Annotated in this window: 15 protein-coding genes and 1 pseudogene; 12 read left to right on the top strand and 4 right to left on the bottom strand. The window is 74.4% G+C overall.

Features of this window, described 5'->3' with window-relative positions; translation table 11 throughout:
* Positions 1-305: 305 nt before the first annotated feature.
* The 4 genes from GA0070558_RS16540 (at position 306) to mshC (ending at position 3,936) form a co-directional block, all read left to right on the top strand.
* Positions 306-1,019, top strand: coding sequence for a histidine phosphatase family protein (locus GA0070558_RS16540; RefSeq protein WP_091280743.1), 714 nt, complete (start codon positions 306-308; stop codon positions 1,017-1,019).
* A 121-nt stretch (positions 1,020-1,140) separates the two neighbouring features.
* Positions 1,141-1,719: a DUF3090 domain-containing protein gene (locus GA0070558_RS16535; RefSeq protein WP_091280740.1), complete on the top strand. Its 579-nt coding sequence runs from the start codon at positions 1,141-1,143 to the stop codon at positions 1,717-1,719.
* Positions 1,716-2,534: an SCO1664 family protein gene (locus GA0070558_RS16530; protein ID WP_091280737.1), complete on the top strand. Its 819-nt coding sequence runs from the start codon at positions 1,716-1,718 to the stop codon at positions 2,532-2,534. The genes GA0070558_RS16535 and GA0070558_RS16530 overlap by 4 nt, the downstream gene beginning before the upstream one ends.
* Positions 2,535-2,697: 163 nt before the next feature.
* Positions 2,698-3,936 carry a cysteine--1-D-myo-inosityl 2-amino-2-deoxy-alpha-D-glucopyranoside ligase gene (gene mshC, locus GA0070558_RS16525; protein WP_091280734.1) on the top strand — a complete coding sequence of 413 codons (1,239 nt, stop codon included), beginning with the start codon at positions 2,698-2,700 and terminating at the stop codon, positions 3,934-3,936.
* Between the two features lie 113 nt (positions 3,937-4,049).
* Here mshC and GA0070558_RS16520 read toward each other — a convergent pair whose 3' ends face one another.
* Positions 4,050-4,841: a GntR family transcriptional regulator gene (locus GA0070558_RS16520; protein WP_091280730.1), complete on the bottom strand. Its 792-nt coding sequence runs from the start codon at positions 4,839-4,841 to the stop codon at positions 4,050-4,052.
* 137 nt (positions 4,842-4,978) lie between these two features.
* A complete protein-coding gene (locus tag GA0070558_RS16515; protein ID WP_043968784.1) occupies positions 4,979-5,848 on the bottom strand; it encodes a PAC2 family protein in 870 nt (289 codons plus the stop codon).
* Positions 5,849-6,060: 212 nt separating this feature from the next.
* Here GA0070558_RS16515 and metH point away from each other — a divergent pair, with 212 nt between their 5' ends.
* Positions 6,061-9,576, top strand: coding sequence for a methionine synthase (metH, locus tag GA0070558_RS16510; protein WP_176734234.1), 3,516 nt, complete (start codon positions 6,061-6,063; stop codon positions 9,574-9,576).
* Here metH and GA0070558_RS33430 read toward each other — a convergent pair.
* Positions 9,558-9,701, bottom strand: a complete 144-nt coding sequence (locus tag GA0070558_RS33430) for a hypothetical protein (RefSeq protein ID WP_176734224.1) — start codon at positions 9,699-9,701, stop codon at positions 9,558-9,560. The genes metH and GA0070558_RS33430 overlap by 19 nt on opposite strands.
* Here GA0070558_RS33430 and GA0070558_RS33425 point away from each other — a divergent pair.
* The 3 genes from GA0070558_RS33425 to GA0070558_RS16495 are packed head-to-tail and all read left to right on the top strand — an operon-like array spanning position 9,687 to position 10,976.
* Positions 9,687-9,854, top strand: coding sequence for a hypothetical protein (locus GA0070558_RS33425; RefSeq protein ID WP_176734233.1), 168 nt, complete (start codon positions 9,687-9,689; stop codon positions 9,852-9,854). The two genes, GA0070558_RS33430 and GA0070558_RS33425, sit on opposite strands and share 15 nt — an antisense overlap.
* On the top strand, positions 9,851-10,099 hold the full coding sequence (locus GA0070558_RS16500; protein WP_091280725.1) for a hypothetical protein: 249 nt from the start codon (positions 9,851-9,853) through the stop codon (positions 10,097-10,099). The genes GA0070558_RS33425 and GA0070558_RS16500 overlap by 4 nt, the downstream gene beginning before the upstream one ends.
* 40 nt (positions 10,100-10,139) lie before the next feature.
* On the top strand, positions 10,140-10,976 hold the full coding sequence (locus GA0070558_RS16495; RefSeq protein ID WP_091280723.1) for a class I SAM-dependent methyltransferase: 837 nt from the start codon (positions 10,140-10,142) through the stop codon (positions 10,974-10,976).
* 76 nt (positions 10,977-11,052) lie between these two features.
* Here GA0070558_RS16495 and GA0070558_RS16490 read toward each other — a convergent pair whose 3' ends face one another.
* A complete protein-coding gene (locus tag GA0070558_RS16490) occupies positions 11,053-12,351 on the bottom strand; it encodes a glycosyltransferase (RefSeq protein ID WP_091280721.1) in 1,299 nt (432 codons plus the stop codon).
* A gap of 253 nt (positions 12,352-12,604) precedes the next feature.
* Between GA0070558_RS16490 and GA0070558_RS16485 the strand changes: the two genes are divergently transcribed.
* From GA0070558_RS16485 to GA0070558_RS34995, 4 genes and pseudogenes are all read left to right on the top strand, one after another.
* Positions 12,605-13,711: a calcium:cation antiporter gene (locus tag GA0070558_RS16485; protein ID WP_077939978.1), complete on the top strand. Its 1,107-nt coding sequence runs from the start codon at positions 12,605-12,607 to the stop codon at positions 13,709-13,711.
* An 86-nt stretch (positions 13,712-13,797) separates the two neighbouring features.
* Positions 13,798-14,625, top strand: coding sequence for a neutral zinc metallopeptidase (locus GA0070558_RS16480; RefSeq protein WP_305119944.1), 828 nt, complete (start codon positions 13,798-13,800; stop codon positions 14,623-14,625).
* Between the two features lie 155 nt (positions 14,626-14,780).
* Positions 14,781-15,428 carry an HAD family hydrolase gene (locus GA0070558_RS16475; protein ID WP_091280716.1) on the top strand — a complete coding sequence of 216 codons (648 nt, stop codon included), beginning with the start codon at positions 14,781-14,783 and terminating at the stop codon, positions 15,426-15,428.
* A gap of 364 nt (positions 15,429-15,792) precedes the next feature.
* Positions 15,793-16,970, top strand: a pseudogene (locus tag GA0070558_RS34995) (Cmx/CmrA family chloramphenicol efflux MFS transporter).
* Positions 16,971-17,080: the final 110 nt, after the last annotated feature.

Genomic DNA, 17,080 nt, shown 5'->3' with positions numbered 1-17,080 from the left:
CCCACCCCGCCCCCACCCCGCCCCACGCCACCCCGCCCCACACACCCCGCCGGGCCGGGACAATCCGCCCATTCCGGCGGAGGGCTGACGGCATGTCGGGCAGGTGGGGGTATCAACGCCGCGGGATACCCCCACCCGCCCGACATGAAGTCGATCAACCCAGCCACGCCCGGACAAACCACCCAATCGGGCGGTCGCGTGACGGGATGCCGGGCAGGTGGGGGTGTCCCGGCGCGTTGATGCCGCCATGTCGCCGACACGGAGTCGATCAACCTCTCGCCGCGTCCCGGTCCGTACCGCCTAGGGTGGGCAGCGTGGCGACTCTTCTCCTCCTGCGGCACGGCCGCACCACCGCGAACGCCGACGGCGGTCTCGCCGGACGGCAGCCCGTCGAGCTGGACGACACGGGCCGGGCCCAGGCGAGCGCGGTGGGTGAGCGGCTGCGCGGGCTGCCCCTCGCGGCGGTGGTGACCAGCCCGCTGGTCCGGTGCCGGCAGACCCTGGAACTGGCCCTGCCGCAGGCCGCGCCGACGGTGGACGAGGGGCTGATCGAGTGCGGGTACGGCAGTTGGGAGGGACAGCCGCTCAAGAAGCTCGCCAAGGAACCGCTCTGGCCGGTGGTCCAGCAGCACCCGAGCGCCGTCGTCTTCCCCGACGGGGAGGCCATGGCGGCGATGGCGGCCCGAGCTGTCGCCACGGTGCGTTCCTGGGACGCCCGGATCACCGCCGAGCACGGGCCCGAGGCGGTCTGGTTGGCGTGCAGCCACGGCGATGTGATCAAGGCCATCGTCGCGGACGCGCTCGGCGTACACCTTGATCTTTTTCAGCGCATCGTCGCGGACCCGGCGTCGGTCACGGCGATCCGGTACACGCCGCTGCGGCCCTTCCTGCTGCGGCTCAACGACACCGGCGGTGACCTGGCCGGGCTGGTGCCGCCGCCGCGCCGGCGTCGGCGGCGGGCCACGCGGCCGGCGGAGTCCGACGCGGCGGTCGGCGGGGGAGCGGGGGCCGGGCGGTGAGGCCGACGGCGGGCGTCCTCCCGGTCGGTCGGCCCGGGTGGCAGGACGGGCGCGGCGCGGGCGCGCGATTCCGGGTCGGTGGGGTGCGCGACGCTGTGGCACGCCGGATAGGGTCGTGGGTATGACCCACCAGGTGCACGCCTTCGAGCCGCCGGAGCGGTTCGTCGCCGGGACCGTCGGGGCGCCCGGGGAGCGCACGTTCTTCTTGCAGGCCCGCGGCGGAGGCCGGCTGGTCAGCGTCGCGCTGGAGAAGGTCCAGGTGTCGTTGCTCGCCGAGAAGCTGGAGGAGTTGCTCACCGAGGCGCAGCGCCGCTTCGGCGTGCAGTTGCCCGAAGCGGTGACGTCGGTGGGCGACAACGACCCGCTGGACACGCCGGTCGACGAGGAGTTCCGCGTCGGCACCCTCGGCCTGGCCTTCGACGTCGACACCGCGACCGTCGTGATCGAGGCGATCGCCGCTGGCGAGGCGGAGACCGAGGTCGAGCTGGGTGGCGACGAGGACGAGGACGACGAGGACGACGACGAGGACGACGATGACCTGGACCGGCTGCGCGTCCGGTTGACCCCCGAGGCGACCCGCGAGTTCATCGAGCGGGCCCGCCGGGTGGTCAACGCCGGTCGCCCGCCCTGCCCGCTCTGCGGCCAGCCGCTGGATCCCGCCGGGCACCTCTGCCCGCGGCACAACGGTTATCACCGGTGACCTCGTCCGAACTCGAACGTCGGCAGGACGACGTGGCGACGCTACGGCTGCTCCGCGACGGTGAGCTGACCGTCGAAGGCCGCCTGGTCGACGCGTCGAACGCGACGCTGCTCGGTGCGCTCACCCTCGACGGGGTGAGCGCCCGCTGCGTCTACAAGCCGGTGCGCGGCGAGCGTCCCCTCTGGGACTTCCCGGACGGCACCCTCGCCGGTCGGGAGGTCTCGGCGTACCTGGTCTCCCGCGCCACCGGCTGGGACCTGGTCCCGCCGACGGTGCTGCGCGACGGCCCGTTCGGGCCGGGCTCCTGTCAACTGTGGATCGACGAGCCCGACGACGCCGAGCCGCTGGTCGGCTTCGTGCCGGCGGAGGCGGTGCCGCCGCGTTGGTTCCCGGTCGCGGCGGCCCGGGACGACGACGGTGCCGCGTACGCACTGGCCCACGCCGACGATCCGCGCCTGGCCCGGCTGGCGGTGCTCGACGCGGTCATCAACAACGCGGACCGCAAGGGCGGCCACGTGCTGCTCGGCGCGGACGACCGGCTCTACGGCGTCGACCACGGGGTGAGCTTCCACGTGGAGGACAAGCTGCGCACCGTGCTCTGGGGTTGGGCCGGCCGGGAGCTGCCGCCGGACGCCCTGGAGATGCTCGCCGACCTGACCGTCCGGCTCGGCGGGGAGTTGGGCGAGGAGCTGGCCGGGCACCTGACGATCCGCGAGGTCGCCGAGCTGGCGACCCGGGTGGGCCGGCTGCGCGACGGTGGCCGGTTCCCCCAGCCGCCGCAGGACTGGCCGGCGATGCCCTGGCCGCCGATGTAGCCGTCGGTCCACGCCGCCGACGTAGCCAGGTCAGTGCGAGCCGCCGATGCAGCCGTCGGTCCGGCAGGCCCGCCAGGGCGGTCACCAGGGGCGCGAGCGGTTGTCGCGTTGGTCACCCGTGGGGTGGGTCCGGCGCGCGGGGCGGCTGGCTAGGCTGACGGTCATGGAGTCTTGGACGGGACATGAGGTGCCACGGCTGCCCGGCAGGGGCGGCCCGCTGACATTGTTCGACTCGGCGCGACGCGGTGCCCATCCCAGTCGACCTGGCGACGTGGCCACCATGTACGTCTGCGGCATCACCCCGTACGACGCCACGCACCTCGGCCACGCCGCCACCATGATCACCTTTGACCTGGTGCAGCGGATGTGGCTCGACGCCGGCCTGACGGTGCGCTACGTGCAGAACGTCACCGACATCGACGATCCGCTGCTGGAGCGGGCCGAGCGCGACGGCGAGGACTGGAAGGTCCTGGCCATGCGGGAGACCGCGCTGTTCCGCGAGGACATGGAGGCGCTGCGGATGATCCCGCCGGCGCACTACGTCGGCGCGGTCGAGTCGATCCCCGACATCGCCGACAAGGTTCTCACCCTACTCAAGGACGGGGCCGCGTACCGGCTCGACGACGGCACCGGGGACGTCTACTTCGACGTCGCCGCCGCGCCCGAGTTCGGCTACGAGTCCAACCTGTCCCGGGCCGAGATGCTGGAGATCTTCCCCGAGCGCGGGGGCGACCCGGAGCGGGCCGGCAAGCGCGACCCCCTCGATCCGCTGCTGTGGCGCGGCGCCCGCGAGGGCGAGCCGTCCTGGCCCGGCGGCGACCTCGGCCCGGGCCGGCCCGGCTGGCACATCGAGTGCGCGGTGATCGCGCTGAACCTGCTCGGCGAGTCGATCGACGTGCAGGGCGGCGGCAACGACCTGCTCTTCCCGCACCACGAGTGTTCCGCCGCGCACGCCGAGCGGCTCACCGGCCGGTCGCCGTTCGCGACCCACTACGTGCACGCCGGCATGATCGGCCTGAACGGCGAGAAGATGTCGAAGTCCAAGGGCAACCTGGTCTTCGTCTCCCGGCTGCGGGCCGACCGGGTGGATCCGATGGCGGTGCGGCTCGGGCTGATGGCCGGCCACTACCGCGCCGACCGCACCTGGACCGACGAGCTGCTCGTGGCCGCGCAGGAGCGCCTGGCCCGCTGGCGGCGGGCCGCCGCCGCGCCGTCCGGGCCGTCCGGCGACGACTTCCTGGCGGGGGTACGCGAGCGCCTCGGCGACGACCTGGACACCCCGGGCGCGCTCGCGCTCGCCGACGACTGGGCAGAGCGTGCCCTCGCCGGGGAGGGCCCGGACCCCGAGGCCCCGGCCCTCTTCGCCACGACCGTCGACGCCCTCCTCGGCCTCCGCCTCTAACCCCCACCCCCGCTCTGGTCGGTGATCAAGAGAAAAGCGTCAAAGTTGATCTCGGCGATGACGCAACCTCTTGATCACCGGGGCGGGCGGCGGGGGCGGGGGGCAGGGTGGGGTCAGCCCAGGATCAGGCCCGGGTCCGGGTCGGGGTCCGGGGTGGGGGACGGGATCTTGTATTCCTCGGTGAGCGTCGTCATCGGGCCGGGCCAGGTGGCCTGGGCGACCTCGATGGGCTTGCGCCGGACGTCGTAGGCGACGTGCAGCAGGTGCAGCACGGGGGTGTCGGGGCGGATCTGGAGGGTCTCCGCCTCCTCCCGGCTGGGCTGGCGGGCGGTGATGGTGTCGGTGGCGGTGACGTACTGCCGGCCGGTGGCCTCCTCCGCCTCCTGGTAGAGGGGCCGGCCGAACGCCTCGCCCCGCTCCAGGGTGGTGCCGGCGGTGTCGGCCGGCAGGAACCAGGAGGCGCCCACCTCGACGGGGGAGTCCTCGGTGCGTACGAGGTGGCGGCGGCAGAGCAGTTCGGTGCCGTCGGCGACGCCGAACGCGTCGGCCACCTCGGGCGGGGCGGGGGCGCGGCCGACCGAGACGAGCTGTTGACGGTAGCGGGCGGCCAGATCGGTGTGGTAGCCGCGGAAGCCGCCGTACCGGCCCCGGGAGAGGCGGTTGAGCCGGCGCCGGGTGCCTCTGACGTACGTACCGGAGCCGGGCTTGGTGATCAGGATGCCCTCGACCCGCAGCTGGTCGACGGCGCGCTGCACGGTCTGCTTGGCGACGCCGAACATCTCGGCGATGGCCGGGATGGACGGCAGTCGCTCGCCCGGCCCCCAGTCGCCGCGGCGCACCTGGGCCTTGAGCTGCGCGGCGATCTGCCGGTGCGGGAACTCGGCCGCACCCGGGTTGATCTGCATGGCTCCTCCTGGAGATCACAGCTAGGTTCCTAGGATGCCCTAGAGGATGTGAGCGCGCCACCCCGGACACGCGAAAGCCCCCGGACCGGTCCGGTCCGGGGGCTTTCGGAGCAGCGTGGCTGCCCGGAGAAGCGCGGCTACCAGGAGCCGGCCGTCGGGCCGGCCGAGCCGCCGCGCCGGCGCAGGTACTTCTCGAACTCCTGGGCGATCTCGTCGCCGGTCAGCGGGGTGATGCCCGCGTCGCCGACGCGTTCCTCCAGCTCGCGCACGTATTCCCCCAGCTCGGCGTCCTGCTCGGCGGCCCCGCGCACCCGCTGCTCCCACTCCGCCGCCTCCTCCGCCAGGTCGGCCATCGGCACCGGCAGGTCGAGCACCTCCTCGACCCGGTGCAGCAGCGCGAGGGTGGCCTTGGGACAGGGCGGGTTGTTGGCGTAGTGCGGCACGTGCACCCAGAACGACACCGCGTCGACCTCGGCGCGCGTGCAGGCGTCGTGCAGCACCCCGACGATGCCCGTGGGGCCGTCGTAGCGGGTGGGGGTGAGCTGGTAGCGCCGCGCCGCCTCCGCGTCGGAGGCGCTGCCGCTGATCGGCAACGGCCGGGTGTACGGCACGTCGGCCAGCAGCGCGCCGAGCAGCACCACCCGTTCGACCTCCAGGCTGTGGCAGATCTCCAGCACCTGCTCGCAGAACGTGCGCCAGCGCATGCTCGGCTCGATGCCCCGGATCAGCACCACGTCCCGCTCGGTGCCCTCCGGGCTGGCCACCATGAACCGGGTGGTGGGCCACTCGACGCGGCGGGTCTCGCCGTCGGCCATCGTGATCGTCGGCCGGCTGACCTGGAAGTCGTAGAAGTCCTCCGGGTCCAGCTCGGTGACCTGCCGCGCCTGCCAGACCTGTTCCAGGTGCTCGACCGCTGCGGTGGAGGCGTCCGCAGCGTCGTTCCAGCCCTCGAAAGCGGCGATGGCCACGGGGGACCGCAGCACCGGCAGTCCGTCGAACTCGGTCATGCCGTCACCTCACCCTGTCGTCGGCGGGCGGTCCCGGGCTGCGGCCCGGTCGTCCGCCTGCCGGGCCCGGTGACGTCCCTGATGTCCTTCACGTCCGTCAGCCTACGTGTCGGGGCCGGATGCGGCCCGTCGGCCGCGCCGGTCCGGCCCGCGGGCCCCCGGTGCGTCGCGGCCCGCCCCCACCGCCGGATCCTCGCACTACCCTGAGTGGGGTGGGGACTTCGCTGCTGGACGTGCTGGCGGAGCGGGTTCTCGTCGCCGACGGCGCGATGGGGACGATGCTCCAGGCGGCCGAGCTGACCCTGGACGACTTCGAGGGGCACGAGGGTTGCAACGAGATCCTCAACGTCACCCGCCCGGACGTCGTCCGCGGGGTGCACGACGCCTACCTCGCGGCGGGCGCGGACTGCGTCGAGACGAACACCTTCGGCGCCAACCTGGCCAACCTCGGCGAATACGGCATCGAGCACCGGATCGGGGAGCTGTCCGAGGCCGGCGCGCGGCTCGCCCGGGAGGCCGCCGACGCGTGGGGCACCGCCGAGCGGCCCCGGTTCGTGCTCGGTGCGATCGGCCCCGGCACGAAGCTGCCCACCCTCGGGCACGCCGCGTACGCGACGCTGCGCGACGCGTACCAGCAAAACGCGGCGGGCCTGCTCGCCGGTGGCGTGGACGCGTTGATCGTCGAGACCTGCCAGGACCTGCTGCAGGTGAAGGCGGCGGTGGTCGGGTCCCGGCGGGCGATGGCCGAGGCCGGGCGGCGCGTGCCGCTGATCTGCCACGTCACGGTGGAGACCACCGGCACGATGCTGCTGGGCAGCGAGATCGGCGCGGCGCTGACCGCGCTGGAGCCGCTGGGCATCGACCTGATCGGGCTGAACTGCGCGACGGGCCCGGCGGAGATGACCGAGCATCTGCGCTATTTGTCCCAGCACGCGCGGGTGCCGCTGTCGGTGATGCCGAACGCCGGCCTGCCGCAGCTCACCGCCGACGGCGCGGTCTACCCGTTGACCCCGGTGGAGCTGGCCGACGCGCTGGAGCGGTTCGTCGCCGAGTACGGGGTGGCGCTGGTCGGCGGCTGCTGCGGGACGACGCCGGAGCACATCCGGCTGGTCGCCGAGCGGCTGCGCGGCGCGCGGCCGGGTGCCCGCGAGCCGCGCGCCGAGGCCGGGGTCTCCTCGATCTACCACCATGTGCCGTTCGCGCAGGACGCCAGCGTCCTGATGGTGGGGGAGCGCACCAACGCCAACGGGTCGAGGGCGTTCCGGGAGGCGATGCTCGCCGGCGACTGGCAGGCGTGCGTGGAGATCGCCCGCAGCCAGGCCCGGGACGGCTCGCACCTGCTGGACCTGTGCGTGGACTACGTGGGCCGCGACGGCACCCGGGACATGCGGGAGCTGGCCGGGCGGTTCGCCACCGCGTCCACGCTGCCGGTCATGCTGGACTCGACCGAGCCGGCGGTGATCGAGGCCGGGCTGGAGATGCTCGGCGGGCGGTGCGTGGTCAACTCGGTCAACTTCGAGGACGGCGACGGGCCGGGTTCCCGCTACGCCCGGGTGATGCCGGTCGTCGTCGAGCACGGGGCGGCGGTGGTGGCGCTGCTCATCGACGAGGAGGGGCAGGCCCGCACGGCCGAGTGGAAGGTGCGGGTCGCGCAGCGGCTGATCGAGGACCTGACCGGGCGGTGGGGGCTGCGCCGGTCCGACATCCTGATCGACGCGTTGACGTTCCCGATCGCCACCGGCCAGGAGGAGACCCGCCGCGACGGCGTCGAGACGATCGAGGCGATCCGGGAGATCGCGCGGCGCTGGCCGGGGGTCAACTTCACCCTCGGCGTGTCGAACGTGTCGTTCGGGCTGAACCCGGCGGCCCGGCAGGTGCTCAACTCGGTCTTCCTGCACGAGTGCGTGCGGGCGGGGCTGACGTCGGCGATCGTGCACGCCAGCAAGATCCTGCCGATGTCGAGGATCCCCGACGAGCAGCGCGAGGCCGCGCTGGACCTGGTGTACGACCGGCGGCGCGCCGGCCACGACCCGGTGCAGCGGTTCATCGAGGTCTTCGAGGGGGTGGACGCGTCGTCGGCGCGGGCCACCCGGGCGGAGGAGCTGGCGGCGCTGCCGCTGGACGAGCGGCTGCGGCGGCGGATCGTCGACGGCGAGCGCAACGGCCTGGAGGCCGACCTCGACGTGGCGATGGCCGGGGGCCGGTCGCCGCTGTCGATCATCAACGACCTGCTGCTGGACGGCATGCGGGTGGTCGGGGAGCTGTTCGGCTCGGGCCAGATGCAGCTTCCGTTCGTGCTGCAGTCGGCCGAGGTGATGAAGACGGCGGTGGCCTACCTGGAGCCGCACATGGAGAAGGCCGACGACGGCGGCAAGGGCCGGATCGTGCTGGCCACCGTCAAGGGCGACGTGCACGACATCGGCAAGAACCTGGTGGACATCATCCTGTCCAACAACGGCTACGAGGTGGTCAACATCGGCATCAAGCAGCCGATCTCGGCGATCCTCGACGCGGCCGAGCAGCACCGGGCCGACGCGATCGGCATGTCGGGGCTGCTGGTCAAGAGCACGGTGATCATGAAGGAGAACCTGGCCGAGATGGCCGAGCGCGGGGTGGCGCAGCGCTGGCCGGTGCTGCTCGGTGGGGCGGCACTGACCCGGGCGTACGTGGAGGACGACCTGCGGGCGGCGTTCCCCGGTCAGGTGCACTACGCCCGGGACGCGTTCGAGGGGCTGTCGCTGATGGACCGGGTGATGACGGCCAAGCGGGGCGGCGCGCCGGTGGTGGACCCGCAGCGGGAGGCGGCCCTGGCGGCGCGGCGGCAGCGCCGGGAGCGGCAGCGGGCGACGGTCGGGCAGGCGCTGCCGGGGCTGGACGACGCGTCGGTGCGCTCGGACGTGGCGGTCGACGTGGAGGTGCCGACGCCGCCGTTCCTCGGCACGCGGGTGGTGCGGGGGGTGCCGCTGGCGGATTATGCGGCGCTGCTGGACGAGCGGGCGACGTTCCTGGGGCAGTGGGGGCTGCGGGGCGCGCGGGGCGGCAAGGGCCCGTCGTACGAGGAGCTGGTGGAGACCGAGGGTCGGCCCCGGCTGCGGTACTGGCTGGACCGGCTGACCGCCGACAAGGTCCTGGAGGCGGCCGTGGTGTACGGCTACTTCCCGGCGTACTCGGAGGGCAACGACCTGGTGGTGCTCGACGAGGACGGGCGCGCCGAGCGGGCCCGGTTCTCGTTCCCGAGGCAGCGGCAGGAGCGGCGGCTGTGCCTGGCGGACTTCTTCCGGCCGCGCGGCGACGGCCTGGACGTGGTGGCGTTGCAGCTCGTGACGGTCGGGCAGCCGATCAGCGACTACACGGCGAAGATGTTCGCCGGGAACTCCTACCGGGACTATCTGGAGGTGCACGGCCTGTCGGTGCAGCTCACCGAGGCCCTGGCGGAGTACTGGCACCGGCGGATCCGCGCGGAGCTGACGCTGCCGGGCGGCCGTACGGTGGCCGACGACGACCCGGCGGACCTGGCGGGCCTGCTGCGCACCGACTACCGGGGCTGCCGGTACGCGTTCGGCTACCCGGCCTGCCCGGACCTGGAGGACCGGGCGAAGATCGTGGACCTGCTGGGCGCGGAGCGGATCGGGGTGCAGTTGTCGGAGGAGTTCCAGCTGGTGCCGGAGCAGGCGACGGACGCGATCGTGGTGCACCACCCGGAGGCGAACTACTTCAACGCCAGGTGACCGTCGGTGAAGTAGGGCTCGGCGGCCTCCAGCCGGGGCGTCTTCACCCCCAGCCGCCGTGCTTCCGCCAGCGTGTCGCGGCAGATCGCGCGCAGCTCCTCGGGGTTGGCGTGGGCGGTCGTCACCCGGGCCGCGCCCTGGTCGAGGCGGACCGGATCGCGCCGGCCGAGGTCCGGGTGCGGCCGTCGGCGCGTACGGTGATCGCCGAGGTGGCCCGGGGCGGCCCGGCGCCGGCCGGCGCCGCGCACCTGGCCACGGTGATCGGCCTGATCCGATGACCGCGCCGTTCCTGTCCCTGGCGCAGATCCGCAACCGGCTGATCCTCACCGCCCGCTGGGTCCTGCGCGACCACCGCCCCGGGCTCGACGGACGCTGCCCGGTCTGCCGCACGGCGGGCTGCCCGGCGGCGACCGCCGCCCGCGACGTTCTGCGCGCCGCCACGGAACTGCACCTGTGGAATACCACAGCCCAGCCCACCGCACCCGATCGGAACGATCCCGGCTGGCCGCTGCGGAGCGGGTGAGCGTGCCGTTGGTGGTCTCGACGGCCGGTAGGGTGCGGCCGTGACCGACGGGTGGACGTGGGACGAGTCGCTGTTCGCGGGCGCCGCCGCGCACTACGAGCGGGGCCGCCTGCCCTACGCGGCGGGATTCGTGGCGGCGCTGGCCGGCGAGCTGGGTCTCGACGGGTCGGGGCGGCTGCTGGACGTGGGGTGCGGCCCGGGGACGGTGGCCGTGCCGCTGGCGGGCTGCTTCGCCGAGACGGTGGGCGTGGACCCCGACGCCGGGATGCTGGCCCGGGCGCGGCTGCGGGCCGCGCGCGACGGCGTGGGCACCATCCGGTGGGTACGGGCGCGGGCCGAGGACCTGCCCGCCGGGCTGGGCGTGTTCCGGGTGGTGGTGTTCGCGCAGTCGTTCCACTGGATGGTGCAGGACACCGTCGCCGCGACGGTGCGGGGGATGCTGCCGCCGGGCGGGGCGTTCGTGCACGTCGCCGACGCCAAGGAACCGCTGTCGACGGAGGGGCTGCCGGATCCGGTGCCCCCGTACGAGGCGGTCGCCGAGCTGGTGCGCCGCTGGCTCGGGCCGGTGCGGCGGGCCGGTCGGGGGTTCCTGCCGGACGGGACGCCGGGCGGCGAGGAACGGGTCCTGGCCGGGGCGGGGTTCGCGGGCCCCACGCGGCTGCGGGTGCCCTCCGGCGTCGTGGTGCGGCGGTCGGTCGACGACGTGGTGGCGTGGGTGCACTCGCGCTCGGACGGGGCCCCGCACCTGTTCGGGCCGCGGCTGGCGGAGTTCGACGCCGACCTGCGGGCCCTGCTCTCGGCGGCATCGTCCGGGGGATGGTTCGCCGAGCGGGCGCCGGACACCGAGCTGCGGATCTGGCGCATGCCTCGGGGCTGAGGGCCGGCCAGTGGCCGGGTGGCGTGCCGCCGGCCGGCGCGGGGGCCGGCCGGCGGCACGCGGCGGGACGGGCCGGTCAGCCGGCCGCGATGGATGCGGCGGCGGCCACCTGCACCAGCGGCCCCTGCACCAGTGGGCCCTGCACGGAGCCGCCGATGCGGCGGGCCTCGGCGAGGAGGTGAGCGCGCCAGCGCCGCCACAGCGGGGTCATCCGGGAGGTCAGCCAGACGACGTCGACGGCGTCGTCGGGCAGGACGGTGCGGATGCCGAGGGCGTGGTGGGCGGAGCGCGCCGGATCGTCGGAAAGCCTGGCGATCAGCGTCTCGTCGTAGTCGAACAGGTGGGCGGGCGGGAACCCGGGCGGTAGTTCGCCCCCGCAGCCGAACACGGCGATGCGGGTGCCGGGCGGCACGGTGTCGCGCAGCCGGGCCAGTTCGGCGGTGACGTCGAGGGCGCGGACCCGGTTGACGGCCCGGCGGATGGCGGGCAGTTCCTGGCGCAGGTGCCAGGCGCGGGTGTCCTCCAGTTGGGGCAGGTGCCGGGCGAACCAGGCCCAGAGCAGCTCCAGCATCGGTTCGGGGTGCTTGCGCAGGATGGTCAGGACGTTGCTGGGGTCGTCGCCGGTGTCGACGGCGGCCTCCCGGGGGTGGGGGCTGTCCACCGCCCACGCCTCGCGGCTGACCTCGAAGGCGAGCCCGTGGCGGTCCAGGCGCAGCCCGAGTTCGATGTCCTCGCCGCCCCAGGAACGGAAGTCCTCGTCGAAGCCGCCGACGGCGTGGAAGTCGGCGGCCGGCACGGAGCAGTTGAGCGACCAGAACAGCTGCCAGGCCAGGGGGACGCGGGACAGGTCGAAGGCGGTGCTGGCGAAGGTGGCGTGCCGACCGTCCTGGAAGGAGGGCAGCGCGCCGAACGTGCGGACGATCTCCTCGGGGGTGCGGTCGCGGGTCGCGGCCTCCAGCCCGGGGACGGGGTCGCCGGGCTGGTAGCCGAAGGTGTAGCCGAGGACGGCGCGGGGCGGCCCGGGGCGGGCGTGGGCGGCGAGGTGAGCGGTGAGGAAGTCGGGGCCGGGCAGCACGCCGGTGTCGACGAACGCGAGGACGTCGCCGGTGGCCAGCCGGGCGCCGGCGTTGCGGGCGGCGGCGGCGCGGAAGCCGAGGTCGGGCTGGAAGTGGTAGCGCAGGCGGAGCCGGTCGGCGAACGCGGCGACGGCCTGCCGGGTGTCGTCGGTGGAGCCGTCGTCGGCGACGACGACCTCGTACCGCTCGGCGGGCATCCGCTGGCCGGCGAGCGCGGTCAGGGTGCCGCGCAGCAGGGGCGAACGGTTGTAGGTGGGGACGATGACGGAGATCAGTGGCGTTGCGGCGCCAGATGACATGGTGTGACTCCGGTACTCGGGGGCGTCACAACCTATCGACCGGTGGCGGTGCCGTACATCAGTCGTGAGGCTTGTTCATTTCCTGCTTCCGGAATGCGGGAAGCCCTGGCCGGCGGGGCATTCCCGTATTGCCGGGCATCATTGCCGGGTATCCACGGTGACCGAAACGGCCCAGTCGCAGGCGGCGCGGCACGGGGCCGGGCCGCGTCCCGAACTGTGGGCGATGATCGCGGTTTCTGGCAGGGTTGACCCCATGCTTGCCGTCCTGCGCTCCCGCGTCACCGACTGGACCCTCACCGTGCCCGTGCTGGCCGTGGTGATCCTGGCTCTGACCTGGGGCAGGGAACTGCCCCCGCTGGTCGTGGGGGTGGTCGCGACGTTCCTCGCCGGGGCGGTGCTCGCCGCCGTGCACCACGCGGAGGTGGTCGCCCACAAGGTGGGGGAGCCGTTCGGCTCGCTGGTCCTCGCCGTCGCGGTCACGGTGATCGAGGTGGCCCTGATCGTCACCCTGATGATCAGCGGCGGGGACAAGACGGTGTCGCTGGCCCGGGACACGGTCTTCGCCGCCGTCATGATCACCTGCAACGGCATCCTCGGCCTGTCGCTGCTGCTCGGGGCGCTGCGCCGCCGGGTGGCGGTGTTCAACCCAGAGGGCACCGGTGGTGCCCTGGCCACCGTGGCCACCCTGGCCACCCTCAGCCTGGTCGTGCCGACCTTCACCACCAGCCGGCCCGGCCCCGAGTTCTCCACCCCGCAGCTCGTCTTCGCCGCCGTGGCCTCGCTCGCCCTGTACGGGCTGTTCGTGCTCGTGCAGACCGGCCGGCACCGCGACTACTTCCTGCCGGTCACCTCCGACGGGACCGTCGCCGACGCCGACGGGGACGGGCACGCCGACCCGCCCTCGGCCGGCGCCGCCCTGGCCAGCCTGATCATGCTGCTGGTGGCGCTGATCGCCGTGGTGGGCCTGGCGAAGATGGTGTCCCCGGCGATCGAGGCCGGGGTGTCGGCGGCGAACCTGCCGCAGGCCTTCGTCGGTGTGGTGATCGCGCTGCTGGTGCTGCTGCCCGAGACCCTCGCCGCCGCCCGTGCCGCGCGCCGCGACCGGGTGCAGATCAGCCTCAACCTGGCCCTCGGCTCGGCCATGGCCAGCATCGGCCTGACCATCCCCGCCATCGCGATCGCCTCCATCTGGCTCGACGGGCCGCTGCTGCTCGGGCTCGGCGGCACCCAGCTGACCCTGCTGGCGCTGACCGTCGTCACCGGCGTGCTGACCGTGGTGCCGGGCCGGGCCACCCTGCTGCAGGGCGGCGTGCACCTGGTCCTGCTGGCCGCGTTCGTCTTCCTCGCCGCCAGCCCCTGATCCCTCGCCGCCACCCCTGAGGGCCGCGCGCCGGCCCGGCCCACGCGTGCGGCCCACGGGTGCGGGCCGGTCGACCGCGATCGGGGATGGTCACCGTGTCGCCGGCCGGGCATGATCGACAGGGAGCCGGGGAGTGGACCGGTCGGACGAGCCGGGGAGGCACTGTGACGGCACGGTCGGGACGTCGGCCCGGCGGCCCGCTGGCCGGGCTGCTGGCCGCGTTGGTGCTGGCCAGCGGCTGCGTGGTCGGCGGGGTGAACGAAGGCGCGCCGCAGCAACCCCTGCCCCGGTCGACCCGCCAGCCCAGCTCGCCGCAGGGGGAGCAGACCCGCGCCGACGGCACCACCAGCGTGGCCGAGTTCCAGGAGGACATGGCCGTCGCGGTGGACAAGGCCGAGATCTACTGGACCGCGCAGTTCCGGGCGTCGGGCCGGCGGTTCCAGCCGGTGCGGCGGGTCGTGCCCTACCAGCGGGAGGGCGAGGTCTCCTGCGCCGGGCAGGCCCTGCCCCGCAACAACGCCGTGTACTGCTCGGCGGGCGACTTCATCGCCTACGACGTCCGCTGGTCCGTCGCGGCGTTCCGGCAGGTCGGCGACGCGTTCCTCTACTACCTGCTCGGCCACGAGTACGCCCACGGCATCCAGGTGCGCCTCGGCATCCGCGCCCAGTTCACCATTCAGCAGGAGCTGCAGGCCGACTGCATGGCCGGGGCGTACATCGGCGGCTCGATCGAGGCCGGTCACCTGCGGCTGGAGGACGGCGACCTCGACGAGTTCCGGGAGGGGCTGCTCGCCGTCGGCGACGACCCCGACCAGCCGTGGTTCGCCGAGGGGGCGCACGGCACCGCCGAGCAACGCACCGACCACTTCTTCCGCGGGTACGAACAGGGCCTCGCGGCCTGCAACCTGGGCTGACGGCGCACCCGCGGGCCGGCCGCCGGGGCGGCAACGGGACCGCCGGGCGTGGACAGGGGCGGGGACCGGGTCCCGGCCGGGGCGGGCCGGCTGCGAGGATCGGGTCGACCCCGCGACGCCTGGAGGACCCCCTGAGCAGCCACCACCCCGCCGCCGTGCTCTTCGACATGGACGGCACCCTGGTCGACAGCGAGAAACTGTGGGACGTCGCGCTGCGCGAGCTCGCCGCCGAATACGGCACCACCCTCTCCGACGCCGGCCGCAAGGCGCTCATCGGCAACAGCATGGCCGACGCGATGCGGATCCTGCACGACGACCTCGGCCAGCCGCACCGCGACCCGCAGGTCAGCGCGGCGTGGATCGACGCCCGGATCCTGGAGCTGTTCCGCACCGGGCTGCGCTGGCGGCCCGGCGCGCTGGCGCTGCTGCGCGCGGTCCGCGCGGCGGGCATCCCCACCGCCCTGGTCACCTCCAGCGGCCGCCCGCTCGTGGAGGTGGCGCTGGACACCCTGGGCCGGGACAGCTTCGACGTGGTGGTCTGCGGCGACGAGGTGGACGCGGCGAAACCGCACCCGGAGCCGTACCTGACGGCCGCCCGGCTGCTCGGCGTGCCGATCGCCCGGTGCGTGGCGATCGAGGACTCCCCGCCCGGGGTGGCCAGTGCCCTCGCCGCCGGGGCGGCCGTGCTGGCGGTGCCGGCGGAGGTGCCGATCGCGCCGACCGACGGCGTACACCAGCTCGACAGCCTGACCGGCGCGGACCTGGAACTGCTCGCCGCCCTGCTCGGCGAGCCGCCCGCCTGACCGCCGGCCTCCCCGCGCCTGCGTCGATCTCCGTTGACGGTGCTCCGCGCGGCAACTAGGCTCCGCTGCGTGTCCGGCCCCGAGGCATCCAGACGCTAGCCACCGCTGCGCGGTGGCTGGCCCCGACAAGGGCGCGGTGAAGCTCAGCGCAGGCTGAGCCAGCGCGCCTTGTCGCCGTGCCGTCACCCACGCCGCCGCTGTTGCCCGGGATGCCGTAGCCGCCGCCCTGACCTGATCGGGCCCGTGCTGCCGTGGCTTCCGGTCGCCTCGCGTGGCGGTGCCCGGGTGCCCGGCTGGACCGATCCGCCGCGCCGTGGCCCGCCGCGTCCCCGCCATCCACCCACGACGCGGTTGTGGAGTCGTCATGCCAGTTGTGATCTACATCCTCGGGCTCGCCGTCTTCGCCCAGGGAACCTCCGAGTTCATGCTGGCCGGCCTGATCCCGGACATCGCCGCCGACCTGCGGGTCTCCGTCCCGGCAGCCGGCACGCTCACCTCGACCTTTGCCGCCGGAATGATCATCGGGGCGCCGCTGATGGCCGTGCTCAGCCTGCGCTGGCCCAGACGATGGGCGCTGCTGGTCTTCCTGACCGCCTTCATCGCCGCCCACGTCGTCGGGGCGGTCACCGGCAGCTTCGGTGTCCTGTTGGCCACCCGCGTCGTCGGTGCCGTGGCCAACGCCGGGTTCCTGGCCGTGGGGCTCGCCACGGCGGTCGGCCTGGCCGGGCCACACGCCAAGGGCCGGGCCGCCTCCGTGCTGCTCGGTGGCGTCACCCTCGCCTGCGTCGCGGGGGTGCCCGCCGGCGCCGTGCTCGGAAACCTGTGGGGCTGGCGTACGGCGTTCTGGGCGGTGGCCGCCGTCTCGGTGCCCGCCGCCGTCGCGATCCTGCGTTCCGTGCCGCCGACGCCCCCGGGCGCCCCCTGCCCGACGCGCGGCGGGAACTGCGCGCGCTGCGCCGTCCCCGACTGGCCGTGACCCTGGCCCTGGCCGCGCTGGTCAACGGCGCGACCTTCTGCACCTTCACCTACCTGGCCCCGCTGGCCACCGAGGTCAGCGGGTACGGCAGGGCGTGGGTGCCGGCGCTGCTCGCGGTCTTCGGCCTGGGATCCTTCGTCGGAGTCACCGTCGCCGGCCGGCTGTCGGACACCCGGCCGATGCGGATCCTGGTGCCCGGCGGCCTGGCCCTGCTCGCCGGCTGGCTGCTGCTCGCGGCGACCGCCGCGATCGCCCCGGTGGCGTTGCTGCTCGTCCTCGTGCAGGGGGCGCTGTCGTTCGCCGTCGGGGCCACGTTGATCACGCTGGTGCTCTACCGGGCCGCCGACGCGCCGTCGCTGGGTGGCTCCTTCGCGACCGCCGCCCTCAACGTGGGCGCGGCCGTCGGTCCCCTGCTGGGCGGCGCCGCGATCGGCGTGGGCCTCGGCTACCGGTCCCCGCTGTGGGTCAGCGCGCTGCTGGTGGCGCTGGCCCTCACGGTGGGACTGGTCCCGGCTGCCCGGAGCCGGGCCCGGACGAGCCTGCCGGGGCAGCCGATCCCGTCGTAGCCCCGGCGGGCTTGGCCCGTCGCCCGCCGCGGTGGGTGCCCGGCCCGGGGCCCGCCGTGGGCACCCGGCCCGGCGTCCGCCGTGGGCACCCGCCCGGCGCCCGGCGTTAA

This window comes from Micromonospora haikouensis (assembly GCF_900091595.1).
Lineage (GTDB): Bacteria > Actinomycetota > Actinomycetes > Mycobacteriales > Micromonosporaceae > Micromonospora > Micromonospora haikouensis.
This window is presented reverse-complemented; position numbering and strand designations above follow the sequence as displayed.